22 protein-coding genes are annotated in these 25,555 nt (G+C 73.4%); 4 read left to right on the forward strand and 18 right to left on the reverse strand.

The annotated features are described in order from the left end of the window. Positions 1-2: 2 nt before the first annotated feature. The 7 genes from prcB to ACI79A_RS10740 all read right to left on the reverse strand — a co-directional run bounded on the left by prcB (position 3) and on the right by ACI79A_RS10740 (position 7,697). Complete coding sequence (gene prcB, locus ACI79A_RS10710; protein ID WP_457082849.1) at positions 3-866, reverse strand: proteasome subunit beta; 864 nt, start codon at positions 864-866, stop codon at positions 3-5. Positions 867-1,026: 160 nt separating this feature from the next. Further along, positions 1,027-1,533 carry an endonuclease VII domain-containing protein gene (locus ACI79A_RS10715; protein ID WP_457082851.1) on the reverse strand — a complete coding sequence of 169 codons (507 nt, stop codon included), beginning with the start codon at positions 1,531-1,533 and terminating at the stop codon, positions 1,027-1,029. A gap of 168 nt (positions 1,534-1,701) precedes the next feature. After that, positions 1,702-1,911, reverse strand: coding sequence for a ubiquitin-like protein Pup (locus tag ACI79A_RS10720; RefSeq protein WP_457082853.1), 210 nt, complete (start codon positions 1,909-1,911; stop codon positions 1,702-1,704). 231 nt (positions 1,912-2,142) lie between these two features. Next, positions 2,143-3,648: a depupylase/deamidase Dop gene (gene dop, locus ACI79A_RS10725; RefSeq protein ID WP_457082855.1), complete on the reverse strand. Its 1,506-nt coding sequence runs from the start codon at positions 3,646-3,648 to the stop codon at positions 2,143-2,145. A gap of 21 nt (positions 3,649-3,669) precedes the next feature. Next, a complete protein-coding gene (locus ACI79A_RS10730) occupies positions 3,670-4,629 on the reverse strand; it encodes an NAD(P)-dependent alcohol dehydrogenase (RefSeq protein ID WP_457082857.1) in 960 nt (319 codons plus the stop codon). Positions 4,630-4,796: 167 nt separating this feature from the next. Continuing rightward, positions 4,797-6,518, reverse strand: a complete 1,722-nt coding sequence (arc, locus tag ACI79A_RS10735; RefSeq protein ID WP_457082859.1) for a proteasome ATPase — start codon at positions 6,516-6,518, stop codon at positions 4,797-4,799. A gap of 210 nt (positions 6,519-6,728) precedes the next feature. Next, complete coding sequence (locus ACI79A_RS10740; protein WP_457082861.1) at positions 6,729-7,697, reverse strand: tRNA (adenine-N1)-methyltransferase; 969 nt, start codon at positions 7,695-7,697, stop codon at positions 6,729-6,731. A gap of 85 nt (positions 7,698-7,782) precedes the next feature. On the opposite strand from ACI79A_RS10740, the gene ACI79A_RS10745 reads away from it, so the two are divergent. Further along, positions 7,783-8,727: a RecB family exonuclease gene (locus tag ACI79A_RS10745; protein WP_457082863.1), complete on the forward strand. Its 945-nt coding sequence runs from the start codon at positions 7,783-7,785 to the stop codon at positions 8,725-8,727. Between the two features lie 58 nt (positions 8,728-8,785). Here the strand turns inward: ACI79A_RS10745 and ACI79A_RS10750 are convergent, their stop codons facing one another. The 3 genes from ACI79A_RS10750 to metH all read right to left on the reverse strand — a co-directional run bounded on the left by ACI79A_RS10750 (position 8,786) and on the right by metH (position 14,303). Continuing rightward, positions 8,786-9,550: an SAM-dependent methyltransferase gene (locus ACI79A_RS10750; protein WP_457082865.1), complete on the reverse strand. Its 765-nt coding sequence runs from the start codon at positions 9,548-9,550 to the stop codon at positions 8,786-8,788. Between the two features lie 167 nt (positions 9,551-9,717). Further along, positions 9,718-10,488: an HAD family hydrolase gene (locus tag ACI79A_RS10755; protein WP_457082867.1), complete on the reverse strand. Its 771-nt coding sequence runs from the start codon at positions 10,486-10,488 to the stop codon at positions 9,718-9,720. Then, positions 10,488-14,303 (reverse strand): methionine synthase, encoded by a 3,816-nt coding sequence (gene metH, locus ACI79A_RS10760; RefSeq protein WP_457082869.1) that lies wholly within the window; start codon positions 14,301-14,303, stop codon positions 10,488-10,490. Before metH ends, ACI79A_RS10755 begins: the two co-directional genes overlap by 1 nt. A 226-nt stretch (positions 14,304-14,529) precedes the next feature. Between metH and ACI79A_RS10765 the strand changes: the two genes are divergently transcribed. Continuing rightward, entirely contained in the window at positions 14,530-15,396 is an 867-nt protein-coding gene (locus ACI79A_RS10765; RefSeq protein ID WP_457082871.1) for a PAC2 family protein, read from the forward strand. 84 nt (positions 15,397-15,480) lie between these two features. Here the strand turns inward: ACI79A_RS10765 and ACI79A_RS10770 are convergent, their stop codons facing one another. After that, positions 15,481-16,527 (reverse strand): hypothetical protein, encoded by a 1,047-nt coding sequence (locus tag ACI79A_RS10770; RefSeq protein WP_457082873.1) that lies wholly within the window; start codon positions 16,525-16,527, stop codon positions 15,481-15,483. A 63-nt stretch (positions 16,528-16,590) separates the two neighbouring features. On the opposite strand from ACI79A_RS10770, the gene ACI79A_RS10775 reads away from it, so the two are divergent. Next, positions 16,591-18,597 (forward strand): ABC transporter substrate-binding protein, encoded by a 2,007-nt coding sequence (locus ACI79A_RS10775; RefSeq protein WP_457082875.1) that lies wholly within the window; start codon positions 16,591-16,593, stop codon positions 18,595-18,597. Further along, complete coding sequence (locus ACI79A_RS10780) at positions 18,594-19,409, forward strand: ABC transporter permease (RefSeq protein WP_457082877.1); 816 nt, start codon at positions 18,594-18,596, stop codon at positions 19,407-19,409. Before ACI79A_RS10775 ends, ACI79A_RS10780 begins: the two co-directional genes overlap by 4 nt. Before the next feature lie 55 nt (positions 19,410-19,464). Here ACI79A_RS10780 and ACI79A_RS10785 read toward each other — a convergent pair whose 3' ends face one another. The 7 genes from ACI79A_RS10785 to ACI79A_RS10815 form a co-directional block, all read right to left on the reverse strand. After that, a complete protein-coding gene (locus tag ACI79A_RS10785; RefSeq protein WP_457082879.1) occupies positions 19,465-20,526 on the reverse strand; it encodes an HD domain-containing protein in 1,062 nt (353 codons plus the stop codon). A 2-nt stretch (positions 20,527-20,528) separates the two neighbouring features. Next, the gene (gene mshC / locus ACI79A_RS10790; RefSeq protein ID WP_457082881.1) at positions 20,529-21,773 is read right to left on the reverse strand and encodes a cysteine--1-D-myo-inosityl 2-amino-2-deoxy-alpha-D-glucopyranoside ligase; all 1,245 of its coding nucleotides are present in this window, start codon (positions 21,771-21,773) and stop codon (positions 20,529-20,531) included. Positions 21,774-21,851: 78 nt separating this feature from the next. Next, a complete protein-coding gene (locus ACI79A_RS10795; protein WP_457082883.1) occupies positions 21,852-22,238 on the reverse strand; it encodes a VOC family protein in 387 nt (128 codons plus the stop codon). A gap of 138 nt (positions 22,239-22,376) precedes the next feature. Continuing rightward, the gene (locus ACI79A_RS10800; protein WP_457082885.1) at positions 22,377-23,243 is read right to left on the reverse strand and encodes an SCO1664 family protein; all 867 of its coding nucleotides are present in this window, start codon (positions 23,241-23,243) and stop codon (positions 22,377-22,379) included. A 19-nt stretch (positions 23,244-23,262) separates the two neighbouring features. Continuing rightward, positions 23,263-23,814: a DUF3090 family protein gene (locus tag ACI79A_RS10805; RefSeq protein WP_457082887.1), complete on the reverse strand. Its 552-nt coding sequence runs from the start codon at positions 23,812-23,814 to the stop codon at positions 23,263-23,265. A 23-nt stretch (positions 23,815-23,837) separates the two neighbouring features. Beyond that, positions 23,838-24,539, reverse strand: coding sequence for a histidine phosphatase family protein (locus ACI79A_RS10810; RefSeq protein ID WP_457082889.1), 702 nt, complete (start codon positions 24,537-24,539; stop codon positions 23,838-23,840). Between the two features lie 78 nt (positions 24,540-24,617). Continuing rightward, the gene (locus tag ACI79A_RS10815; protein WP_457082891.1) at positions 24,618-25,451 is read right to left on the reverse strand and encodes an undecaprenyl-diphosphate phosphatase; all 834 of its coding nucleotides are present in this window, start codon (positions 25,449-25,451) and stop codon (positions 24,618-24,620) included. Positions 25,452-25,555: the final 104 nt, after the last annotated feature.

Genomic DNA, 25,555 nt, shown 5'->3' on the forward strand with positions numbered 1-25,555 from the left:
GCTCAGACCTCCCCGTTCCCGATCGAGCGCGTCTCGCTGCCACCGCTGCGCTCGGCGACGATCGCCTCCGCGTAGCCCGCCACCTCGGCGTCGGTCAGCCGGACCGCGCCCTCGGCGTCGACCCGGTAGACGATCGGGTACAGCCGGCGCACCGGGTCCGGGCCGCCGGTGGCGGAGTCGTCGTCGGCGGCGTCGTAGAGCGACTCGACGACGGTGCGGGTGGCGGCGTCGGCCGAGAGGCCGGGACGCCAGGTCTTCTTCAACGAGTTCTTCGCGAACAGCGAGCCGGAGCCGACCGAGGCGTACCCGCGCTCCTCGTAGTTCCCGCCGGTGACGTCGTAGCTGAAGATCCGGCCCGGGCTGGCGCCCTCCGCGGCGTCGAGGTCGTAGCCGGCGAACAGCGGGACCACGGCGAGGCCCTGCATCGCCGCGCCGAGGTTGCCCCGGATCATCGCGGCCAGCCGGTTGGCCTTGCCGTCGAGGGACATGGTGACGCCCTCGATCTTCTCGTAGTGCTCGAGCTCGACCTGGTAGAGCCGGACCATCTCGATGGCGATGCCGGCGGCGCCGGCGATGCCGATGACCGACCAGGAGTCGGCCGGGTAGACCTTCTCGATGTCGCGGCTGGAGATGAGGTTGCCCATGGTGGCGCGGCGGTCGCCGCCCATCAGCACGCCGCCGTCGAAGGTGGCCGCGACGATCGTGGTGCCGTGCGGGGCGAGGTCACCCATCGGCGTGCTCGGCAGGGTGCGGCGGCCGGGCAGCAGGTCGGGTGCGGTGGTGCCGAGGAAGTCGGTGAAGGAGGACCCGACGCGGTCCAGGTACGCGGGCGGGAACCCGCTCCGACCGGTTGCGAACTCGCTCACCCATCCGCCTCTCCTGCCGCCGTCCGGCGGCTGTCCGTGCTGCTCGCTGACCTGCACCGGCGCGGTCCACGCGGCGCGCGGCGCGCCGCCGACCCTACCGGCGAGCCGATCACCCCGCCGATGACCAACCGGTCCAGTGTGGTCGACCCGTCGGGAGGGCTCAGGCCGATGTGCGCATCGCCAGCCAGCGCACGTATCCCGGGCTCCTGCCGTCGCCGCGAGACACCTCGCTGATCTGCCCTGGAGCCGCGCCGGCCGGCTGCTCGCGATGCTCTTCCACGTAGTCGGCGGCCGCCCTCAGGACCGTCGGGTCGTCCTGCAGCAGCCCCAGACCCTGGTTGCACCGTTGACAGAGCAGGGCCCTGACCCGGCCGGTCTGGTGGTCGTGGTCGAGTTGTTCTGGTGCGGACGCGCTACAGATGCCACAGGCGTCTCCCTGGCCGGCTCGGAGCGCGGCCACCTCAGCTCGCGTCATCCCGTACTGCCGCTTCCAGTAGGCGTCGTTGCTCGACTTGCGGTGACACCTGAGACCGAGGCTCCCGAAGCCCGACCGCTGCCGGGAGTTCCGGGAGAACCCGCCGTGTGCCACAGCCTGTCGGCAACCGGGACACCAGCGGAAACCCTTGGGGATCCAGGAGTGGTCGCGCACGGTCTTACCGACGGCCACCCGCGACTGCCTGTACCACGCCCCGTTGCGCCGGCGGTTGCAAGCCAGGCAGTAGAACGAGAGCCCGTCGGGGCGTGTGCGGTTACGGCCGAACTCCCCTGGTCGGCTTCTCCTCGCCGCAGTCGGGGCAGGTCTTCATGACAGGAATGACCTGGGGTAGCGGACTGACTACTCTCCGCCCTTCTGCACGTAGGATTTCACGAACTCCTCGGCGTTCTCCTCGAGCACCCCGTCGATCTCGTCGAGGAGCGAGTCGACGTCGTCGGTCACTTCCTTGGTGCGCTCGCTCGCCTCGGTGTCGACCGAGGCCTCGACCTCGTCGGTCTCCTCGCGCGAACGCGTGGACCGCTGCTGCCCGCCGGTGTCCCTGGTGGCCATGTCACCCTCCTGAGCTGGTGTGGTGCGCTGCCGCAGAAGTTACCCGCGGGGTGTGACGGTTCGCCGCCGGTGCAACGCCGCACCCAGCGCCGTGGTGGGTCGGAGTTCGTCCGTGAACGTGAGCGGTCAACGTTGGGGACCCATCCGGTGATCCAGTCGGCCAGTTGGGGATAACGGTCGTACGGGCGTAGCGGATGAGCTGCCCGGCGGGGCCGAGCGGGTCGGGCGGTGTCAGCCGCCGGTGATCGTGTCCACGAGCTCCGCGGCGGTCGAGGTCGACTCGAACAGCGCGCCGACGTGCTCGCGGGTGCCCCGCAGAGGCTCCATGGTCGGGATCCGCACCAGGTTGTCCCGGCCGACGTCGAAGACCACCGAGTCCCACGAGGCCGCCGCCACCTGGGCCGGGTAGCGGCGCAGGCACTCGCCGCGGAAGAACGCCCGGGTGTCCTCCGGCGGGGCCGTCATCGCCCGGGTCACCTCCTCGTCGGTGACCAGCCGCTGCATCGCCCCGCGGGCCACCAGCCGGTGGTAGAGCCCCTTATCCGGACGGACGTCGGAGTACTGCAGGTCGACGAGCTTCAGCCGGGCGTCGCCCCAGGCGAGGCCGTCGCGCTGGCGGTAGCCCTCCAGCAGCCGCAGCTTGGCCGGCCAGTCCAACCGATCGGCCAGCAGCATCGGGTCGGTCTCCAGGTCGTCGAGCACCGAGGCCCAGCGGTGCAGCACGTCGGCGGTCTGCGCGTCGTCGTCGCCCTGAGCCGCGACGAAGCGCTGCGCCATCGCCAGGTACTCCCGCTGCACCTCGATGGCGGTCAGCCGCCGGCCGTCACGCAGCCGCACCCGGTGGGTCAGCGACGGGTCGTGGCTGATCGCCTGCAACGCCTCGATCGGCTCCTCGATGGTCAGGTCGCGGTCCAGCGCCCGCGCCTCGATCATCGCCAGCACCAGCGCCGCCGTCCCGACCTTGAGGTAGGTGGACAGTTCGGCCAGGTTGGCGTCGCCGATGATCACGTGCAGCCGTCGGTACTCGTCGGGGTTCGCGTGCGGCTCGTCGCGGGTGTTGATGATCGGCCGCTTGAGCGTCGTCTCCAGACCGACCTCGACCTCGAAGAAGTCGGCGCGCTGGGAGAGCTGGAACCCGTTGGTGCGCCCTTCGGTGCCGATCCCGACCCGGCCGGCCCCGGCGAACACCTGGCGGGTGACGAAGAACGGGATGAGCCCCTTGATGATGTCGATGAACGGCGTCCGCCGGTCCATCAGGTAGTTCTCGTGCGCCCCGTACGAGGCGCCCTTGCCGTCGGTGTTGTTCTTGTACAGCTGAATGGGCTGGGTGCCGGGCACCCGCGCCGCCCGGTGGGCCGCCTCGGCCATGATCCGCTCCCCCGCCTTGTCCCAGAGGACGACGTCGCGCGGGCTGGTCACCTCCGGCGTCGAGTACTCCGGGTGCGCGTGGTCGACGTACAGCCGGGCGCCGTTGGTCAGGATGACGTTGGCCATCCCGGAGTCCTCGTCGGGGTCGTTGTGGTCCAGCGCGGTCGCCGGGGAGAGGTCGAACCCGCGGGCGTCGCGCAGCGGCGACTCCTCCTCGAAGTCCCAGCGCGGGCGGCGGGGCACCGGCGCCTCGGCCACCGCCCAGGCGTTCACGACCTGGCTGGACAGCGTGGTCGGGTTCGCCCCCGGCTGCCCGGGCACCGAGATGCCGTACTCCAGCTCGGTCCCCATGACCCGTCGCACGCTCATGGGCTCAGGTTAGGCGGCCCGCTACAGGGCGACGACGGCCTTGCCGCGTACCAGCCCGCGCTCCAGGTCGCGCATGGCCCGGGGTACGTCACCCAGGGCGATGGTCCGGTCGAGGACCGGGGTCACCTGACCGTTGCCGACGTACTCCCGGACGGCCTCCAGGTCGGCCCGTCGCGCGGTGGAGACGAAGAACCTCATCCGCTGGCGGAGGACCGCGGACCACAGCACAGCACGGAGCTGGCGGTCCAGTCCGCCCGTCCAGCGCCCGCCACCCTCGCCGCCGACGATGACCAGCGTCCCCCGGGGGGTCAGGAGCCGCCGCAGCCGGCGCAGCGTGCGGTTCCCGGCGATGTCGAGGACGAGGTCGTACCGTCCGGTGAGCTCCTCCCGGGTGTAGTCGATGACCTCGTCCGCGCCGAGCGACCGGACCAGCTCCACCTTCGCGGTGCTGCAGACGCCGGTGACCTGGGCGCCGAACGCCGCGGCCAGCTGCACGGCGTACGTACCGACGCCGCCGCCGGCCCCGATCACCAGCACCCGCTGTCCCGGCTGCACCCGACTCTGGTCACGCAGCGCCTGGAGCGCCGTGACCGAGGAGGACGGCAGCGCCGCCGCCTGCTCGAAGCCCAGCTCCGCCGGCTTCCTGGTGCAGCGGTCGCCGGGCACGGCCGCGTACTCGGCGAACGAGCCGCTGCAGCTGCCGAACACCTCGTCGCCCGGCTGCACACCGGTCACCTCGTCGCCCACCGCCACGACCGTCCCGGCGACGTCCACGCCCAGGACCCGTGTCCGCGGGCGGCGCAACCCGGTGCCCAGGCGCAGCAGGTACGGCGTACCGGTCATCAGGTGCCACACCCCGCGGTCGATGCCGGCCGCCCGGACCCGCACGAGCACCTCGTGGGCGCGGATCGTCGGCTCATCGACGTCCGCCACCGCCAGGACGTCCGCTGCGCCGTACCTCTCCCGCACGATCGCCTTCACTGGTCGGTCCTCTCCTGGTCGGGTGCTGGGAGAGCCCTTCCGGACAGGGAGGAAGGTAGAGACTGATCACCACGGTGCCAAGGGCACTCGGCCGCACCTGACGGATGGACGACGGACGGCCCGGCTCCCGTGTGGGGGGCCGGGCCGTCGCTGGGCTGGTCGGGTGGTTACAGGTACTGGCCGGTGTTGGTCGCGGTGTCGATGGCGCGGCCGCTGTCGGCGCCCTTGCCGGAGATGAGCGTGCGGATGTAGACGATCCGCTCGCCCTTCTTGCCCGAGATGCGCGCCCAGTCGTCGGGGTTGGTGGTGTTGGGCAGGTCCTCGTTCTCCTTGAACTCGTCGACGCAGGCGGCCATCAGGTGCCCCACGCGCAGGCCTCCGGTGCCGGTCTCCAGACGGTCCTTGATCGCCATCTTCTTCGCCCGGTCGACGATGTTCTGCAGCATCGCCCCGGAGTTGAAGTCCTTGAAGTACAGGACCTCCTTGTCACCGTTGGCGTAGGTGACCTCCAGGAAGCGGTTGTCCTCGGTCTCGGAGTACATCCGCTCGACGGTGGACTGGATCATCCCGGCGATGGTCGCCTCGCGGCTGCCACCGTGCTCGGCCAGGTCGTCGGCGTGGATCGGCAGCGTCGTCGTCAGGTACTTGCTGAAGATGTCCCGCGCCGCTTCGGCGTCCGGCCGCTCGATCTTGATCTTCACGTCCAGCCGGCCGGGCCGGAGGATCGCCGGGTCGATCATGTCCTCCCGGTTGGAGGCGCCGATGACGATGACGTTCTCCAGACCCTCGACGCCGTCGATCTCGCTGAGCAGCTGCGGCACGATCGTCGACTCGACGTCGGAGGAGACCCCCGACCCGCGGGTGCGGAAGATCGAGTCCATCTCGTCGAAGAACACGATGACCGGCGTGCCCTCGCTGGCCTTCTCCCGCGCCCGCTGGAACACCAGCCGGATGTGCCGCTCGGTCTCGCCCACGTACTTGTTGAGCAGCTCCGGGCCCTTGATGTTGAGGAAGTAGGACCGGCCCTGGCTGGTGTCGGCGTCGCCCCGCACCTCGGCGACCTTCTTGGCCAGCGAGTTGGCCACCGCCTTGGCGATCAGCGTCTTCCCGCAGCCGGGCGGGCCGTACAGCAGGATGCCCTTGGGCGGGCGGAGCTCGTACTCGCGGAACAGGTCGGCGTGCAGGAACGGCAGCTCGACGGCGTCGCGGATCTGCTCGATCTGCCGGCCCAGGCCACCGATGTCCTCGTAGTCGATGTCGGGGACCTCTTCGAGGATGAGCTCCTCGACCTCGCTCTTGGGGATCCGCTCGTAGACGTAGCCGGAACGGTTCTCCAGCAGCAGCGAGTCGCCGCTGCGCAGCGGCTGCCCCTCCAGCGAGTCGGCCAGGCGCACCACCCGCTCGTCGTCGGTGTGGCCGATGACCAGCGCCCGGCGCGGCTCACCGGCCACCGGCTCGAGCAGCTCCTTGAGGGTGACGACGTCACCGGCGCGCTCGAACCCGCGCGCGGCGACGACGTTCATCGCCTCGTTGAGCATGACCTCCTGGCCGTGCATCAGCTCGCCGAGGACGACGTCCGGGGAGACCGACACGCGCATCTTGCGGCCACCGGTGAACACGTCGACCGTGCCGTCGTCGAAGCGCTCCAGGAAGACGCCGTAGCCCGACGGCGGCTGGCCGAGGCGCTCGATCTCCTCCTTCAGCGTGACCAGCTGCTCGCGCGCCTCGCGCAGCGTGCCGGCCAGCTTGTCGTTGCGCTCGGAGAGGAAGGCCGCACGGCCCTCCGCCTCGGCGAGCCGTTCCTCCAGCGCACGCACGTGGCGCGGGCTGTCGGTCACCTTGCGCCGCAGGAGGGCGATCTCCTCCTCGAGGTAGGAGATCTGGTTCACCAGGGAGGCGACGTCACGCTCACGCCGCGCTCGGAACTCGTCAGGACCAGTGCCAGGACCGAGGCCCATCGCGCACCTCCGCACACTCGGGGGGAGCCAGGGAGCCAATCTATACACGCGGGAGGTGACGGCGCCGCAGGCTCGGAACGGCCGCGCACGGTGGGTCCGGACGTCATCCCCCCGACACGTGCCGGCCCTGTCGGCCCCGGGTCAGGCGAGCTTCTTGCGCCGCTGCCTCATCGGCGCGACGGCGCCCTCGGCCAGCCGGCGGGCGGTGACCAGGAAGGCGGTGTGCGCGACCATCCGGTGCTCGGGTCGCACCGCCAGGCCCTCGGCGTGCCAGGGGCGCAGCATCGTCTCCCAGGCGTACGGCTCGGTCCAGACGCCCTGGGCCCGCAGCGCCTCCACGTACGCCGACAGCTGGGTGGTGGTGGCGACGTAACCGATCAGCACGCCCCCGGGGCGCAGCGCGGCGGCGACGGTGGGCAGCACCGCCCACGGCTCCAGCATGTCGAGCACGACCCGGTCGACGACCTCCGCGGCCGGGTGGTCGGCGAGGTCGCCCAGCCGCAGCGACCAGTTGGCCGGCACCTCGCCGAAGAAGGCGCCGACGTTCCCGCGGGCGACGTCGGCGAAGTCCTCGCGCCGCTCGTAGCTGGTGAGGCTGCCGGTCGAGCCGACGGCGCGCAGCAGCGAGCACGACAGCGCGCCGGACCCGGCGCCGGCCTCCAGCACGCGCATGCCCGGGCCGACGTCGCCGAACCCGACGATCTGCGCGGCGTCCTTGGGGTAGATCACCTGCGCGCCGCGGGGCATCGAGAGCACGAAGTCGGCCAGCAGCGGGCGCAGCGCCAGGTAGCCGGTGTTCGCCGTCGAGTGCACCACCGAGCCCTCCGGCGCGCCGATCAGGTCGTCGTGGCTGATCGCGCCCCGGTGGGTGTGGAACTCCTTGCCGGGCTCCAGGACGACGGTGTGGTGCCGGCCCTTGGGGTCGGTGAGCTGCACCCGGTCCCCCACCTGGAAGGCCCCCTCCACCGGCTCCCCCGGCGGGACCTCCCCGGCGACGACCGGCTCGAGCGGCGCCTCGGCGAGCGCCTCGCCGACGGCGGAGCCCGCGGTCGGCGCCTCCGCCGGGGTCTCCGGGGCCAGTTCCAGCGGGTGCTCCTGCTCTGCGCTCACGGGAGGCGAGGGTACGGACGCCCATCTGTGTGACCTGCGGCGCGGACGCTCGGAACTGTCGGAGGGGCGACCTAGCCTCGCTGCCATGACCGTGACGGTGGAGACGGACCAGTCCGCGACCGGGCCGGGCCCCGAGTCCCCGGCGGAACGGACGACGGCGGACGACGCCACGCCCCGGCGCCCGTCGCTGTCCCCGTCCCGCGCCGCGGACTTCAAGTCCTGCCCGCTGCTCTACCGGTTCCGGACCATCGACCGGCTGCCGGAGAAGAAGTCGCGGGCGGCGGTGCGGGGCACCCTGGTGCACGCGGTGCTGGAGAAGCTCTACGACCTCCCGCCCGCGCAGCGCACCGTCGAGGCCGCCCGCACGCTGGTCGAGCCGGCCTGGGCAGAGCTGCGCGACGAGCCGGGCGTCGTCGAGCTGTTCGAGGCGCCCGAGGAGGGCGCGCCCGCGGCGGAGAGCCTCGAGGCGTGGCTGGACTCGGCCGGTGAACTGGTGGAGACCTACTTCCGGCTGGAGGACCCGACCCGCATCCAGCCGCACGGCCGGGAGGAGCTGGTCGAGGTCACCCTGCCCGACGGGCTGCTGCTGCGGGGGTACGTCGACCGGCTCGACGTCGCCCCGACCGGGGCGCTGCGGGTGGTCGACTACAAGACCGGTGGGGTGCCGCGGGAGGCCTTCGAGGCCAAGGCGCTGTTCCAGATGAAGTTCTACGCGCTCGTGCTGTGGCGCACCCGGGGCGTGGTCGCCGCTCAGCTGAAGCTGCTGTACCTCAAGGACGGCGACGCACTCACCTACTCCCCCGACGAGGCGGAGCTGGTCCGGTTCGAGCGGACCCTGCAGGCCATCTGGGCGGCGATCGAGCGCGCCGTGGCCACCGGCGACTTCCGGGCCAACAAGAGCCGGCTGTGCAGCTGGTGCGACCACCAGGCGCTGTGCCCGGCCTTCGGCGGCACTCCCCCGCCGTTCCCGGCCGAGGCGGCCGCGGCCGCAGGCTGGCGCACCACCCTGCCGCTGACCGTCACCGGCTGACGGCCGCGCCGGCTGCCCGGCGCGGCCCCCGATGCCGCCGATGCCGCCGACGGAGTGATCACACCGCGGGCGGCTGCCCGCGGACGTCGTGCAGGACGAGCGTCACGAACCCCAGGTGGCCGCGCCATCCGCGCAGCCAGGCGGTGCGGTGCTCCCGGGCGATGGCCAGCGCCTCGTCCCGTTCCTGCTCGGTCGGCGCCTCGCGCAGCGCCCAGGTGGCGAGTGAGCCGGTCCAGGAGAGCTCGTACTCGTCCCACTCGGCCAGCGAGCTCACGTGCCCGTGGCCCGGTTCCCAGCCGGCGGCTTGCACCCGGTCGACCAGTCCTGGGAGGTCGGGCATGTCCTCCGGGCCGATCTCCAGTGCGGCCTGGGCGGCCGGGGACGGCGGGGCGGCCCAGATGCTGTCGCCCAGCAGCAGCTGGCCACCGGGGCGGAGGAGACGACGAACCGCCTCCAGCGTGCCGTCCAGCCCACCGAACGTGTGCGTGGCACCCACGCACAGGACGACGTCGAACACCGCGTCGGTGGCCCAGCCCTGCGCGTCCGCCTGCACCCAGTGCACCCGGTCGGTGAGTCCCCGGGCGGCGGTCGCCTCGGCCAGGCCCGGGGGCAGGGCGCGGTCGACACCGACACCGGTCGTCCCCGGATGAGCGGCCAGCGCCGCGAGCAGCCACCGGCCGTACCCGCAGCCGAGGTCGAGGAAGGCAGCTCCCCGATCGACCGGCGCCAGCCGCTGCACCAGCTCACCGAGCGCCTCCGGCGCGATCGGGGCGGCGATCGGGTGGTGGGTGTGCGCGATGTCGCTGGCCCGGAGGAAGTCCATCCGGCGGATACTGCCAGCGGCGCGGTCGCCCCGGCCGTCGAGTTCCGCGGCGGGCCAGGACCGCCCGTGCGTTCGGCGACCACGGACCTCCACCAGCGTGTCGCGCACCGGCCGGGTTCAGCGACGCGTCGTTCCAGCGACAGCACCCACCCGCACCAACACGCAGGTCAGGAGCCCGGCGGCGGTGCCGCGGGGTGGCGCAGCAGTCCCGAGAGGTCCTCGGCCGTCAGCCCGGCGAGCGACTCCCGCAGGGTGAGTCCGTCGCGTGGGTGCAGTGACTGCAACGACGGGACGCCGAGCACCGCGGCGCCGGCGGCCAGCCCTGCGGTGACGCCCACCTCCGAGTCCTCGACGACCACCACCTGGTCGGCGGTCACCCCGAGCGCCGCCATCGCCTGCCGGTAGGGCGCGGGGTCGGGCTTTCGGGCGGGCGCCTCGTCGCCGCAGACGGTGACGTCGAACGGGGACCCACCGAGGTCCTCGGTGATCCGGTCGAGCACCAGCGTGGCGACCCGGCGCGGGGTGGTGGTGACCAGCGCCGTCGTCAGCCCGGCTGCCCGCACCTCGGCGAGCAGCTCGCGCGCCCCGGGACGCCACGGGATGCCCCGAGCGCTCATCAGCCGCGCCGTCTCGTCCTCGACCCAGCGGGAGTCGACCGCCAGCTGCTCGGCGGAGCGCTCCACCCCGAGATCGGCGTACAGGATGCCCATCGCCACCCGCATGCTGGTGCCCACCGTGCGCTCCCGGCCGGCGGCGGAGAAGATCCCGCCCAACCGGGCGGCAAGCGCGGTCATCGCCTCGCCCCACAGCTCCTCGGTCTCCACCAGCGTGCCGTCCATGTCGAACAGCACTGCTTTCAGTGACAGCAAGGTGCTGGAACGGCCCTGGTGCAGGGGCCCGCCGCGAGCTCGCGAGTGGTGGGGGGCGCCAGGGGCCATCACTCGTCCACGGTCCGGTAGCCGAGGTTGGGCGACAGCCACCGCTCGGCCTCGGCGACCGTCCAGCCCTTGCGCCGGGCGTAGTCCTCGACCTGGTCCCGGCCCACCCGGCCCAGCACGAAGTACCGCGACTCGGGGTGGGAGAAGTAGAGGCCGCTGACCGAGGCGCCCGGCCACATGGCCATGCTCTCGGTCAGCCGGACCCCGGTGAGCGCCTCGACGTCGAGCAGCTCCCAGATCGTCTGCTTCTCGGTGTGCTCCGGGCAGGCCGGGTAACCGGGCGCCGGCCGGATGCCCCGGTACCGCTCGGCGATCAGCGACTCGTTGTCCAGGCCCTCGTCGGGCGCGTAGCCCCAGAACTCGGTGCGCACCCGCTGGTGGAGCCGCTCGGCGAACGCCTCGGCCAGCCGGTCGGCCAGCGCCTCCAGCATGATCGCGCTGTAGTCGTCGTTGGCCGCCTTGAACGCGGCGACCCGCTCCGCGGCGCCGAGTCCGGCGGTGACGGCGAAGGCGCCGACGTGGTCGGCCAGCTCGGTCCCGGCCGGCGCGACGAAGTCGGCCAGCGACTTCCGCGGCGCGCCGTCCCGGCCCTCGGTCTGCTGGCGCAGCTGGTGCAGCGTGGTGCGGACGGCGGTGCGCGAGTCGTCGGTGTAGACGGCGATATCCTCGCCCTCCACCTGGTTGGCCGGGAACAGGCCGAACACCCCGTTGGCGCGCAGCCACCGCTCGTCGACGATCCGGTCGAGCATCTCCTGCGCGTCGGCGTACAACCGGCGGGCGGCGTCGGCGGTGGTGGGGTTGTGCAGGATGTCGGGGAACCGGCCGCGCATCTCCCATGCGTTGAAGAACGGCTGCCAGTCGATGTAGTCGCGCAGCTCGGCCAGCGGGTAGTCGGCGAAGTGCCGGACGCACCCGGAGCCGCTCCCCGACTCCAGCATCCGCGGCCGCGGCGGGTCGTAGGCCGACCAGTCGATCGGCGTGGCGGCCTGCCGCGCGGCCGCCAGCGGCAGGAGCGCACGGGTGTCGGTCCGGGCGGCGTGCCGCTCGCGCAGCGCCGCGTAGTCGGCGTCGGTCTCGGCCAGCAGCGCCGGGCGCTGCTCGTCGGACAGCAGCGCCGCCACCACCGGCACCGACCTCGAGGCGTCCTTCACCCAGATCACCGGGCCGTGGTAGCGCTCGGCCACCTTGACCGCGGTGTGCGCGCGGGAGGTCGTCGCACCGCCGATGAGCAGCGGGATGTCGAACCCCTGCCGCTCCATCTCCGACGCCAGGTTCACCATCTCGTCCAGCGACGGCGTGATCAGCCCGGAGACGCCGATGACGTCGGCGCCGTGCTCCTTGGCGGCGTCCAGCACCTGCTGCCCGGGCACCATCACCCCGAGGTCGACGACGTCGTAGTTGTTGCACTGCAGGACGACCCCGACGATGTTCTTGCCGATGTCGTGGACGTCGCCCTTCACGGTGGCCATGACGACCGTGCCGTTGCTCCGTTCGGCGTCGCCGGGCTGCTTCTCCGCCTCGATGAACGGGATGAGGTGGGCGACGGCCTTCTTCATCACCCGCGCGGACTTGACCACCTGCGGGAGGAACATCTTGCCGGCACCGAACAGGTCGCCGACGACGTTCATGCCGTCCATCAGCGGGCCCTCGATGACCTCGATCGGCCGGCCGCCGCGGGCGCTGATCTCCCGGCGGAGCTCCTCGGTGTCGTCCTCGACGAACGCGTCGATGCCCTTGACCAGCGCGTGGGTGATCCGCTCGGCCACCGGCAGCGACCGCCACTCCTCGGAGGCGACCTCCTGCACCGAGCCGTCGCCGGCGAAGTCCCCGGCGATCTCCAGCAGCCGCTCGGTGCTGTCCGGGCGGCGGTTGAGGACGACGTCCTCGATCCGCTCCCGCAGCAGCTCGGGGACCTCGTCGTAGACCTCCAGCTGCCCGGCGTTGACGATCGCCATGTCCAGGCCGGCCCGGATGGCGTGGTACAGGAAGACGGCGTGGATCGCCTCGCGGACCTTGTTGTTGCCGCGGAAGGAGAACGAGACGTTGGAGATGCCGCCGGAGACGAGCGCGCCGGGCAGGTTCTGCTTGATCCAGCGGGTCGCCTCGATGAACGCCAGCCCGTAGTCGGCGTGCTCCTCGATGCCGGTGGCGACGGCGAAGACGTTCGGGTCGAAGATGACGTCCTCGGCCGGGAACCCGACCTCCTCGGTCAGGAGGTCGTAGGCGCGCCGGCAGATCTGCTTGCGGCGTTCCAGGGTGTCGGCCTGGCCGTCCTCGTCGAAGGCCATGACGACCACCGCGGCGCCGTACTTGCGGCACAGCCGGGCCTCGCGGACGAACTCCTCCTCGCCGTTCTTCATCGAGATGGAGTTGACGATCGCCTTGCCCTGGACGTTCTTGAGGCCGGCCTCGATGACGTCCCACTTCGAGGAGTCGATCATCGTCGGGACGCGGGAGATGTCCGGCTCGGCGGCGATGAGCTTGGTGAAGCGGTCCATCGCCTCGACGCCGTCGATCATCCCCTCGTCCATGTTGATGTCGATGACCTGCGCGCCGGCCTCGACCTGCTGGCGGGCGACGGCCAGGGCAGCCGGGTAGTCACCGGCCTTGATCAGGTTCCGGAAGCGGGCCGAGCCGGTGATGTTGGTGCGCTCCCCCACGTTGACGAACAGCGAGTGCTCGTCGACCGTCACCGGCTCCAGGCCGGACAGCCGGAGCGCCGGGCCGACCTCGACCGGGGTGCGCGGTGCCTTGCCCTCGACCGCCCGGGCGATCGCCGCGATGTGCGCCGGGGTGGTGCCGCAGCAACCGCCGACCAGGTTCACGAAGCCGGCGGCGGCGAACTCCTCGAGGACGGCGGCGGTCTCCACGGGCGCCTCGTCGTACTCACCGAAGGCGTTGGGCAGCCCGGCGTTCGGGTAGCAGGAGACGAACGTGTCGGCGACCCGCGCGACCTCGGCGATGTAGGGCCGCATCTCCTTGGCGCCCAGCGCGCAGTTGAGCCCCACCAGCAGCGGCTCGACGTGCCGGACCGAGTGCCAGAACGCCTCCGTGACCTGGCCGGACAACGTCCGGCCGGAGGCGTCGGTGATCGTGCCGGAGATCATCACCGGCCAGCGGCGACCGTGCCGCTCGAACAGCGTCTCCAGGGCGAAGATCGCCGCCTTGGCGTTGAGCGTGTCGAACACCGTCTCGACGAGCAGCACGTCGGAGCCGCCGTCGACCAGCCCGCCGGCCTGCTCCAGGTAGGCCTCGACCAGCTCGTCGTAGGTGACGTTGCGGGCGCCCGGGTCGTTCACGTCCGGGGAGATGGACGCCGTCCGGCTGGTCGGGCCGATGGCACCGACGACGTAACGGGGCTGGTGCGGCGTCCGCGCGGTCATCTCGTCGCAGGCGGCGCGGGCCAGCCGGGCCGAGGCGAGGTTCAGCTCGTAGGCGAGATCGGCCATGCCGTAGTCGCCCAGCGAGATGCTGGTGGCGTTGAAGGTGTTGGTCTCGATCAGGTCCGCGCCGGCCTCGAGGTACTCGCGGTGGATGCCGGTGATGATCGCCGGGGCGGTGATGCTCAGCAGGTCGTTGTTGCCCTGCACGTCGGTGGGCCAGTCGGCGAACCGCGCGCCGCGGTAACCGGCCTCGGAGGGCCGGTCGCGCTGGATCGCCGTTCCCATCGCACCGTCCAGCACGACGATGCGCCGTCGGAGCAGGTCGCTCAGCTCCGAGGTGGCGTCGGGGCGGTGGGAGGCGGCAGCGGGCACAGCGGAGTCGGGCAGGGCGCGGTCGGGCAGGGCGCGGTCGGGCACAGCGGAGTCGGGCACGGCGGTCCTCGGGGAGGTCGTTCGGTCACGGTCACGAACGCGTCCGGCGCCAGGGCCCTGGCAACTCCGACGGGCGGCGGTGCCTCGTCGTCCTCGAACAGCCCGTCCATGATGGCACCTCGACGCCGCCGGGTGGTGACGGAGGCCACGCGTCGTGTCCGCGGCCCGCTGCGCCGCCGGTGCCGGTGGCCGGGCGGGTCGGACGGATCGACGTAGGCTGGTCAGAGTGATCGATCCGAAGTCCACCGCAGACGACCTGCCCGAGCTGGACGACCCCGTGGTGGTCGTCGCCTTCGAGGGGTGGAACGACGCCGGGGACGCCGCCACCGGGGCGGTGGAGCACCTGGAGCTGATCTGGGACGCCGATCCGCTGGCCGCCCTGGATCCCGAGGACTACTACGACTTCCAGGTGAACCGCCCGACCGTCTCCCTCGTCGACGGGGTCAGCCGCCGACTCGAGTGGCCGACGACCCGCATCTCCGTGGCCAAGCCCGAGGGCAGCGACCGGCACGTGGTGCTCATCCGCGGCATCGAGCCGAACATGCGCTGGCGCAGCTTCTGCGAGGAGCTCATCGAGCTGTGCCAGGAGCTGGGCGCACACACCGTGATCGGGCTGGGCGCGCTGCTCGCCGACACGCCGCACACCCGCCCGACGCCGGTCACCGGGTCGGCCTACGACGCGGAGTCCGCCGAGAAGTGGGGCCTGGAGACCTCCCGCTACGAGGGGCCGACCGGCATCCTCGGGGTGTTCCAGGACGCGTGCGTGCAGGCCGGCCTGCCCGCGATCAGCTTCTGGGCCGCGGTGCCGCACTACGTGTCCCAGCCGCCCTCGCCGCAGGCGACCGTCGCGCTGCTGCGGCGGGTCGAGGAGGTCCTGGAGCTCACCATCCCGCTGGGCGTGCTGCCGCAGCAGGCCGAGGAGTGGGTCACGACCGTCTCGGAGATGGCCAGCGAGGACGACGAGGTCGTGGAGTACGTGCGCTCGCTGGAGGAGCGGCAGACCGCGACCGACCTGTCCCAGGCCAACGGCGACCAGATCGCCCGCGAGTTCGAGCGGTACCTGCGCCGCCGCGGCGGCACAGGCGCGGGCTGACCTCGGCCTCGTCGCAGGTGGGGGCGACGAGGTCCCTCGGCTGCTCCCCCGCCTGACCGGCGCCGATCGGAACCGGCGTCGAGCTCAGGGACGGCCGGCCCCCGAGGCAGCGGCGCGCAGCTGGACGAGGCTGGGGGCCTGGAGCGGGAGGAACGCCGCTTCCCGACGGCGGCGGCTCGTCGGGCTGGCAGCGGCGAAGGCGGTGCCGCCGCGGGCCAGCCCCTCCACCTCGACGGCCCGGGTGGCGAGCTCCAGCGCTCGGAGCCGGGCCCGCGCGACGTCCCGTGGACCGGCGGCGTCCAGGTCGGCAGCCAGCGCGGTCAGTTCCGCGGCGACGGCGTCGCGGCGGGCGGTGAGCTCGTGGTGGTCGGGGCCGAGGACCGCAGCCGGCCCGTCGAGCGCGTCCGCGGTCGAGGCCAGCGCCGCATCGGCGACGCCGAGGGCCAGCGCCGCCTGGGTGACCACCATGGTGGGCCGGCACAACGCCAGGAAGCCGGCCAGGTCCCGGGTCAGCACGGCCGCACCAGCGACCGGCACCTGAGCCAGCTCCACACTGCTCGTGCCGGTCGCGTCGAGGGCGAGCAGCCGCCTGGCCGGCGCGACCCGGACCCCTGGGGCGTCCAGCCGCACCGCGGCGACCATCCGGCCGCCGTCGGCCGTGCGCGCCGGCACCACCAGGAGCGCGCCCGGGAACAGGTTCGAGGCCCACCGCACCGGGCCGGTGAGCGCCCACCCGTCGCCCGCCGGCTCGGCCAGCACCGGTACCGGCGGGCCACCGGCCACGTCGTCGATCGCGGGCGCCAGCCCGGTCGCGCCCGGGCGGCGAGCGGCGACCAGATCGTCCAGGACCGCGGAGGCGGGGTCCGGAGGGCAGCAGGTCAGGTACTCCACGACCATCGTCTGCGACCAGGCGGCGAACGCGTCGGCGAGGCTGGCGGTGGCGACCGCCCGCAGCGACTCCACCGCCCGCCCGACCCGGGTGGCGCGGTCGGCAGCGGGAGCGAAGAGCCCCCGTTGCCCCAGCCAGCGCAGCCCGTCGCGCACGTCCCGGGTGCCGTCGTCCACCTCGGCCGCGCTGGCAGCGAAGTGGTCGAGCAGGGCTGCGGGGCTCACGGGCGCGGTCGGCGTCACCGTCCCATCGTGGCCCACGGGGCGGTGCCCCCCGGGGACCGCCCCGTGGTAGGCATGCTCCCCGTGAGCGAACCCGGGCAGCCCGCTGTCAGCCTGCAGGGGGTGGGCGTCCGGTTCGGTGATCGACAGGTGCTCCACGACGTCGACCTGGCCGTGCAGCCCGGTGAGCTGGTGGCGGTGGTGGGGCCCTCGGGAGCCGGGAAGTCGACCCTGCTGCAGGTGCTCGCCGGGCTGCGCCGTCCCGACACGGGCACGGTGCGCCGCCCCGAGGGTGACGGCGGCACGACCGGGCTGGTCGCCCAGCGGTCGCACCTGCTGCCCTGGCGCACGGTGACCGGCAACGTGGCCCTCGGGCTCGGCTACCGGCGCAACGGCGGCCGCTGGCCCCGCTCGCGCCCCGGTGCCGACGAGCGGGTCGCGACGCTGCTGGACGAGCTGGGCATCGCCGACCTGGCCGACCGGCTGCCCGGCCAGCTGTCCGGCGGGCAGGCGCAGCGGGTGGCCCTGGCCCGGGCGATCGTGATCGAGCCGCGGCTGCTGCTGCTCGACGAGCCGTTCGGTGCGCTCGACCCGGTCACCCGGCGGGACCTGCAGGACTGGTTGATCGCGCTCCGGCAGCGGCGTGACCTGGCCACGGTGCTGGTCACCCACGATCTGGACGAGGCGCTCCTCCTCGGCGACCGGGTCGGCCTGCTGAGCACCCGCCCCGGACCGCTGGACCTCGTCGCCAGCCCGGTCACCGACCGGGCGGATCTCGCCGACGGCCGCGCCCACCGGTCCCTGCTGGCCCGCTTCCCCGCCGACCGCGACCTGCGGGACCTGAGCACGGACGGAGCCGGGGAACCCACCGGTTCCACGGCGTCCTCGGCGTCCGCCCCCGCCGGGCTCAGCCGGCGACGACTGCTGACCGCCGGCGGGGCCGCGGCGCTGCTCGCGGTGCCTTTCGTCGTGGCGGCGACACCCGGCGACCGGTCGGCGGCGGTCCGCCCGCGACCGGCGGCCGCGGTCGGCGGGGGGCCGCTGCGCATCGGCTACCTGCCGATCACCGACGCTGCTCCGCTGCTGACGGCCCACGCCGAGGGCGACTTCGCCGCGGCCGGTCTGGAGGTCCCGCGGCCGGTCATGTTCCGGTCGTGGCCCGACCTGGTCGAGGCCCTGCAGGGCGGCACCGTGGACGTCGTCCACCTGCTCATGCCGCTGGCGGTGCAGCTGCGATACGGCGCGAAGGTGCCCGTGCGGGTGCTGATGTGGAACCACGTCAACGGCTCCGCGCTCACGGTCGACCAGGGCATCGCGTCGGTGGCCGACCTGGCGGGCCGCACGGTCGCCGTGCCGTTCTGGTACTCCGTCCACAACATCGTGGTGCAGCAGCTGCTGCGCGCGGCCGGGCTCACCCCGGTCCTGGAGGGCGAGCCCTCCGCGCCGGCCGGCACGGTCAAGCTGGTGCTCATGGCCCCGCCGGACATGCCCCCGGCGCTCGCGGCCGGGCAGATCGCCGGGTTCATCGTCGCCGAGCCGTTCAACGCCGCCGCCGAGGTGCAGGGGATCGGCCGGGTGCTGCGGTTCACCGGCGACGTCTGGCGGGACCACGCCTGCTGCGTCACCGTCGTGCGCCAGCAGCTGCTCGACGACCGGCCCGACGCCGCTGCCGCAGCGGTGCAGGCGCTGGTCACCGCGCAGCAACGGCTGCGCGTCGACGGCGACCGCGCGGCGCGGACCCTGTCCGCCGGCGGCTACCTCCCCCAGCCGCTGCCGGCTCTGCAGCGGACCCTGGCCACCGAGCAGGACGCCGCCTACCGCACCGACGGGGCGGTCCAGCACCCGGAGTGGGACCAGCGCCGAATCGATTTCACCCCCTTCCCCTTCCCCACGTACACCGCGGAGCTGGTTCGGGCGATGTCCCGCACCGCCGTGGTGGGCGACACCGGCTGGCTGGCCGGGCTCGACCCGGCGAGGGTGCACGCGGACCTCGTCCACGACGACCTGGCGCGGCAGGCCATCCGGTCCGCCGGCGGGCCGGCGGCGTTCGGGCTCGCCGGGCTGGAGCGCACCGAGGAGCTCGCACCGTGACGACCACGAGCACCCGGCCGGACCGGTCCACGCAAGGCCTGTCGGGGGGCCGTCCGGTCCGCGCCGGCACCTGGTGGGCCCGGCCGGCTCTCCTCGCCGCGGTCCTCGCCGGGTGGTGGCTGCTGTGCGACGTCCTGGCCCGGGGCAACCCGGTGCTCGGGCACATGGGCCCGGGATCGACGGCGGTCGCGCTGTGGGACCTGCTCGGTCACCGCGCCACCGCCGTCGACACCGCGGCGAGTCTGCGCCGGCTGATCGGGGGCCTGCTGCTCGCTGCCGGGGTCGGCATCCCGCTGGGCCTGCTGCTGGGCGGCCGCCGCACGCTGGAGCACGCCGCCGCACCCGTTCTCGCCGTCCTGCGGATGACCTCGCCGCTGGCCTGGGCGCCGCTGGCCGTCGTGCTGCTGGGCGTGGGCGACGCCCCGGTGGTCGCGCTGGTCGCGCTGGCGGCCGTCTGGCCGATGACGCTGACGACGGCGCACGCCGTGCGCACCCTGGATCCTGCGTCGATCCGGATCGCGGAGTCACTCGGCGGCAGCCGGCTGGAGGTCTTCGGGACCGTGGTGCTGCCCGCGCTGCGTCCCCACCTGCTCGCCGCGCTCAGGCTCGCGCTCGGCATCGGCTGGGTGGTGCTCGTGCCGGCGGAGATGCTCGGCGTCGACTCGGGGCTGGGCTACGCCGTTCTCAACGCCCGGGACCAACTGGACTACGGGCGGCTGGCCGCGACGATCGTGCTCATCGGCGCGGTGGGCTTCCTGCTCGACCGGTTGCTCCAGTCCGCCGGGCGGCGGAACCGGCAGACCGCGCCCTGACCTGAGGACGACGCCCGAGCCGGACCCGGGGCCGGCCCGGTGGTTCCGCGACCGGTCAGCTGGTCAGCAGCGGGCGCATCCGCAGGGCGGCGGTGTCGTCGAAGAGCCGGTCGTGCGTGGCCAGGGCGTACCGGTCGGTCATCCCGGTGACGTAGTCGACGACCTGGGTGAGCACGTCGGCCTCGGTGTCCCGGTAGCTGGCCGGGATGAGCTCCGGGTGGGCCAGGTGGTGGTCGACCAGCCGCCGGATGACGTCGACCGCCAGGTGCTTCTGGCCGGCCGCGGTGTCGGACTCGTACACCCGCTCGAACATGAAGACCCGCAGCTCGTGCATCGCCTCGAGCGCGTCGGGCGCCATCACCACCGCCCCGGCGGTGTTCGCCGGGGACAGGCTCCCCTCGACCACGGCCTCGATCATCGAGCCCACCATGGCGCTGCCCGGGTCGCCGAAGACGGCCCGGGCGCGGGCAGGCAGGTCGGTGACCCGCAGCACCCCGGCGCGGACGGCGTCCAGCGCGTCGTGGGAGAGGTAGCCGATCCGGTCGGCGTAGCGCACGCACTCGCCCTCACGGGTGGCCGGCGGCGGGCTGATCTTCCAGCTGTGCGCCCGGACGCCGTCGCGGACCTCCCAGGTCAGGTTGAGGTCCTCGAGCACCTCGACGATGCGCACCCCCTGGGCGGCGTGGTGCCAACCGCCGGCGACGTAGGGGTCCAGCGCGTCCTCGCCGATGTGCCCGAACGGTGAGTGCCCGACGTCGTGCGCCAGTGCGATCGCCTCGGCCAGCGTCTCGTTCAGCGACAGCGCCGCGGCCAGCGAGCGGGCCACCTGGGTCACCTGCAGGGTGTGCGTCAGGCGGGTGACGAAGTGGTCGCCGTCAGGGTGGAGGAACACCTGGGTCTTGTGCTTGAGCCGGCGGAACGCCTTGGCGTGCAGGATCCGGTCGCGGTCGCGCTCGTAGGCGGTGCGCAGCGCATCCTCCGGCTCGGGGCGGGCGCGCCCGCGGGTCGCCGCCGCGCGGGCGGCGGCCGGGGCGAGCTGCTCCTCGGCGCGCTCCCGCGCCGCCCGGTCGGCCAGCCGGAACGGTGCTCGCCCGGCGTCCGGCAGCGGCTGGCCCACGGTCAGAGCTCGATGCCCAGCAGCGCGTCGACGAGGTCGGCGACGACGGCCGGCGCCCCGTCCTCCCCGGCGGCGCGGTCGGTGTCGAGCGTGGCGGCGGCCCACCGGTCGACGACGGCGATCGCACCGGGACTGTCCAGGTCGTCGGCCAGGCGCTCGCGCACCGCCCGCAGCACCGGACCGGCGGGAGCGCCGGTGGGCTGGGCCGCGGCCCGGCGCCAGGTGTCCAGCCGCTCCTCCGCCCGGGTCAGCAGCTCCGCCGTCCAGGTGCGGTCGGTGCGGTAGTGCCCGGACAGCAGCGCCAGCCGGATCGCCATCGGGTCGACGCCGTCGCCGCGCAGCCGGGAGACGAACACCAGGTTGCCCCGGCTCTTGCTCATCTTCTCGCCGTCCAGGCCGATCATCGCCGCGTGCACGTACGCCTGGGCGAAGGGCTTGGTGCCGGTGAGCGCCTCGGCGTGCACCGCGGAGTATTCGTGGTGCGGGAACACCAGGTCGCTGCCGCCGCCCTGGACGTCGAAGCCCATGCCGAGGGTGTCCAGCGCGATGGCGGCGCACTCGACGTGCCAGCCGGGACGTCCGACGACACCGCGCGGGCCGGGCCAGGACGGCTCGCCCTCGCGGGCGCCGCGCCACAGCAGCGGGTCCAGCGGCGAACGCTTGCCCGGGCGCTCGGGGTCGCCGCCGCGCTCGGCGGACAGCCGCAGCATCGTCGCCTCGTCGTAGTGGGACTCCCCGCCGAAGCCGGGGGCCTGCGAGACGTCGTGGTAGACGTCGCCGGTGCCGTCGTCGAGCTGGTAGGCCAGCCCGGCGTCCCAGAGCTCCTCCACCTTGCCGACGATCCGCGGGATCGACTCGACCGCGCCGAGGTAGTCCTCCGGCGGGAGCACGCGCAGGGCGGTCATGTCCTCCCGGAACAGCGCGGTCTCGCGCATGCCGAGCACGATCCAGTCCTCGCCGTCGCGGTTGGCCCGCTCGAACAGCGGGTCGTCGACGTCGGTGACGTTCTGCACGTAGTGGACCCCGTGCCGGGCGTCCCGCCAGACCCGGTTGACCAGGTCGAAGGCGAGGTAGGTGGCGGCGTGACCGAGGTGCGTGGCGTCGTAGGGCGTGATGCCGCAGACGTACATCCGCGCGATCCGGCCCGGCCGGGTGTCGACGACGGTGCCGCGGGCGGTGTCGAACAGCCGCAGGGCGGGACCGGACCCGGGCAGGGTGGGGAGGAGCGGGGCGGGCCAGGAGAGCACGTCAGGAGCCTAAGACCGACCGCCGACACCACCGCAGGCCGCCCGGTGCCCGGTCACCCTCCACGGGGGTCGGCCGGGTCAGGGCCACGTGGTGGCGTGCCGCTCGAACTCCTCGCCGGTCTGGATGCCGACGACGCAGAACAGCAGCCCGGCGGGGTCCTTCATCTGCCAGAAGCCGCCCATGTCGGCGATCCGCACCGCGCCGAGGGCCTCCAGCCGGCGGACCTCGGCGGGGACGTCGTCGGTCTCGATGTCCACGTGCCAGCGCGGCGCGGTGCCGGGGCCGGTGCGCTGTACCTCGAGGTGGAACCCGTCGGCGAAGGAGCCGAGGGAGGACCAGACGTCGTCGATGGCATCGGGCTCGATCGGGTGGCCGGTGGCCGCGGACCAGAACTGCTGGCCCCGGGCGTGCAGCTCCGGGGGCAGGTCGATGAGGAGGATCGCCAGACGGCTGCGATGCGGCACGCGGTCACCTTGGCAGGGGCCGTCGCCGCGGACAACGCCCGCTGGCCCGTCCTGGCTCACCGGGCGTGCTCCTGGCTCACCGCACACCGTGAGCCAGGAGCAACGACGATCAGCTCAGCTGATCCCGTGGGGCGACCGTCAGAAGGGCGGCCAGGGCAGGGCGGGCCAGTCTCCGGAGGGCTGCGGGTGCAGCCCGGTGCGCAGCAGCTGGGCCACCCGCTGCTGGGTGCGGTGCACCTCGCGCCGGGTGAGGTGCTCGTGCAGCTGCTCACCCAGGTCCCCGCGCAGCTGCTCGGCCAGCCGCTCCAGCACCTCGAGGTGGGCGACCGGGATCGGCCGGCCGGCCCACTGCCACAGCAGGGTGCGCAGCTTCGGGTCGACGGAGAAGCAGATGCCGTGGTCGACGCCGTACACGTGGCCGTCGCGCATCGGGATGATGTGGCCGCCCTTGCGGTCGGCGTTGTTCACCACCGCGTCGAAGACGGCCATCCGCCGCAGCGCGGGGTCGTCGCGGCGGACGAACTCGGCCAGGTCGACCGTCGGGTCGCCGTCCATCCACAGCTGCACCATGCCGGTGCCGAACGGGCCGTCGCGCAGCACGGTGGGCGGCACGATCGACCAGCCGGTCGCCTCGCTGATCAGGTGCGCGCTGATCTCCCGCCCGGCCAGCGTGCCGTCGGGGAAGTCCCACAGCGGCCGCTCCCCCGCCACCGGCTTGTAGACGCAGGTGGCGGCCAGGGTGTCGGTGCGGATGGCCCCGACGAGGGTGACGTTGCTGGCGTCGAGCAGCCGGCCCTCCATGTCGAGCTCGCCGTCGCGCAGCAGCGCGTCGATCTCGGCCCGGCCCTGGGGGGCGCGGCGGTCGCCGTGGTCGAAGGCGGCGGGGTCCAGGGTGCGGACGTCGTCGTCCTCGGCATCCTCGTCGTCTAGCTCGTCGTCGGGGATCCACTCCAGGACGACGTCCTCGTCGCGCTCCTGCTCGGGGCGCGGGCCGGGGTCGGTCATCGGGGCGGCCGGCCGCCGGTCAGCGGCGGTAGCCGTTCTGGCGGGGGCACACGTGCCCGGCCGGGTCCAGCGGCAGCGAGCACAGCGGGCAGGAGGGCCGGCCGGCGGCGACCACCCGGCGGGCGCGGGCGACGAACGCCCGGGCGGCGGCGGGGGTGATGGTGACCCGCAGCGCGTCGGGCCCCTCGTCGCTGTCGGAGAGGATGACGTCCTCCTCGACCGGCTCGTCGCCGGCGGCGACGGCCTCGACGACGACCGCTGCGGCCTCGCCGTCCCAGGCCAGGCCCATCGCGGCGACCCGGAACTCCTCGTCGACCGGCGCGGTGAGCGGTTCCAGGTCGTCGGGGTCGACCTCGGGTGGGACGACGACGGTGGCCCGGGTGGCGATCTCGTCGAGCAGCTCGCTCATCCGGTCGGCGAGCACCTGGACCTGCGTCTTCTCCAGCGCCACGCTGACGGTGCGGCCGGCCTCGTCGGAGGCCTGCAGGTAGAAGGTGCGGTCACCGGGCTGGCCCACCGTGCCGGCGACGAACCGGGTGGGACGGTCGAAGAGGAAGACCTGACGTGGCACGCGGATCAGGTTACGCGGCTCGATCAGGGGTGGCCCGCGCCCGCGCCGCCGCCGACGACCGCGTCGGAGGAGGCCTTCCGCCGGCCGCGCCGCTTCTTCGGGGGGATCAGGGCCGAGACGTCGCCGCCGGTGTCGTTGACCCGGGCGACGAACGGCCGGGTGTCGGTGTAGGTGACCACCGAGATCGACGCCGGGTCGACGACGATCCGCTGGAAGGAGTCCAGGTGCATGCCGAACGCGTCGGCGAGCACCGCCTTGATCACGTCGCCGTGGCTGCAGGCCAGCCACACCGCGTCGGGACCGAGCTTCGCGTTCCACTCCCGGACGGCGGCGACCGCGCGGGCCTGGGTCTGCGCCAGCCCCTCCCCCTCGGGGCCGGGGAAGACCGCGGCGGAGGGGTGCTGCTGCACGACCTTCCACAGCGGGTCCTTGGCCAGCTCCTTGATCGGCCGGCCGGTCCAGTCGCCGTAGCGGGCCTCACCGAGCCGGTCGTCGGTCTGCACCTCCAGCTCGCGCCCCTCGACGACGGCGCCGGCGGTCTGCTGGCAGCGCTCCAGCGGGCTGCTGACGACGGCGGCCAGCGGCACCCCGGCGAGCCGCCGGGCGACCGCCCGGACCTGCGCCTCGCCGGACTCGTCCAGCCGCACGCCGGGGGTCCAGCCGGCCAGCACGCCCGAGGTGTTGGCCGTCGTGCGTCCGTGCCGCAGCAGGATCAGCGTCGTCACTGGCCCAGCGTATGGCCCCGTGCAGGGCCCCGCCGGGAGCTCGCGAGTGGTGGGGGGCACGGGGCCCTCCGACCTTCATCAGATCGGGTCGAGCACCCCGGCGCCGACCAGCGCGAGCACCAGCAGGCCGAGCACGATGCGGTAGACGACGAACGGGGTGAAGCTGCCCCGGGCCAGGTAGCGCAGCAGCCAGGCGATGACCGCCAGGCCGACGCCGAAGGCGATCACCGTGGCCAGGATGGTCGGCCCCCAGGCGATCGGCCCGCCTTCCGTGCCGCCGGTGAGCGCCTCGTAGGTCTGGTAGAAGCCGGCGCCCAGCACGGCCGGCACGGCCAGCAGGAACGAGTAGCGCGCCGCTGCGGGCCGGGAGTACCCCAGGAAGCGGCCTGCGCTGATCGTGCCGCCGGACCGGGAGACGCCGGGGATGAGCGCCATGGACTGGGCCAGCCCGTAGATCAGACCGTGCTTGACGGTGAGGTCGGGCAGCTCCCGCACGGTGCTGCCCAGCCGGTCGGCCGCGTACAGCACGAGGGAGAAGGCGACGAGGGCGATCGCGACGATCCGCAGGTCGCGGAAGGTCGTCTCGATCGAGTCCTGGAACAGCAGGCCGAGGACGACGATCGGGATGCTGCCGACGATGATCAGCCAGCCCATCCGGGCGTCGTGGTCACCCCGCGCCTCCCGGTCGTGCAGCGCGCGCACCCAGGCCTTCGTGATCCGCCAGATGTCGTGGCGGAAGTAGAGCAGTACCGCCACCTCGGTGCCGATCTGGGTGATCGCGGTGAAGGCCGCTCCCGGGTCGTCCCATCCGAAGGCCTCCCCGACCACGCGCAGGTGCGCACTGGAGGAGACGGGGATGAACTCGGTGAGCCCCTGCACCACCCCGAGGACGACGGCCTCGATCCACCCCACGGTCAGATCCCCCGGGCCGGGCGGGCGGGACGGGGCGGGACGGTCGTGGGCACGGCAGCACACCTTAGGGCCCGTGGCTGTGCCGACCGGGGCGACCTCCCGGT

Source organism: Modestobacter sp. SYSU DS0657, from assembly GCF_054050925.1.

Coding starts and splice junctions, on each gene's coding strand:
- ACI79A_RS10720 (WP_457082853.1), bottom strand. CDS start 1,911: ATGGCCACCAGGGACACCGGCGGGCAGCAGCGGTCCACGCGTTCGCGC.
- dop (WP_457082855.1), bottom strand. CDS start 3,648: ATGAGCGTGCGACGGGTCATGGGGACCGAGCTGGAGTACGGCATCTCG.
- ACI79A_RS10745 (WP_457082863.1), top strand. CDS start 7,783: ATGACCGTGACGGTGGAGACGGACCAGTCCGCGACCGGGCCGGGCCCC.
- ACI79A_RS10750 (WP_457082865.1), bottom strand. CDS start 9,550: ATGGACTTCCTCCGGGCCAGCGACATCGCGCACACCCACCACCCGATC.
- ACI79A_RS10755 (WP_457082867.1), bottom strand. CDS start 10,488: ATGGCCCCTGGCGCCCCCCACCACTCGCGAGCTCGCGGCGGGCCCCTG.
- ACI79A_RS10800 (WP_457082885.1), bottom strand. CDS start 23,243: ATGACCGACCCCGGCCCGCGCCCCGAGCAGGAGCGCGACGAGGACGTC.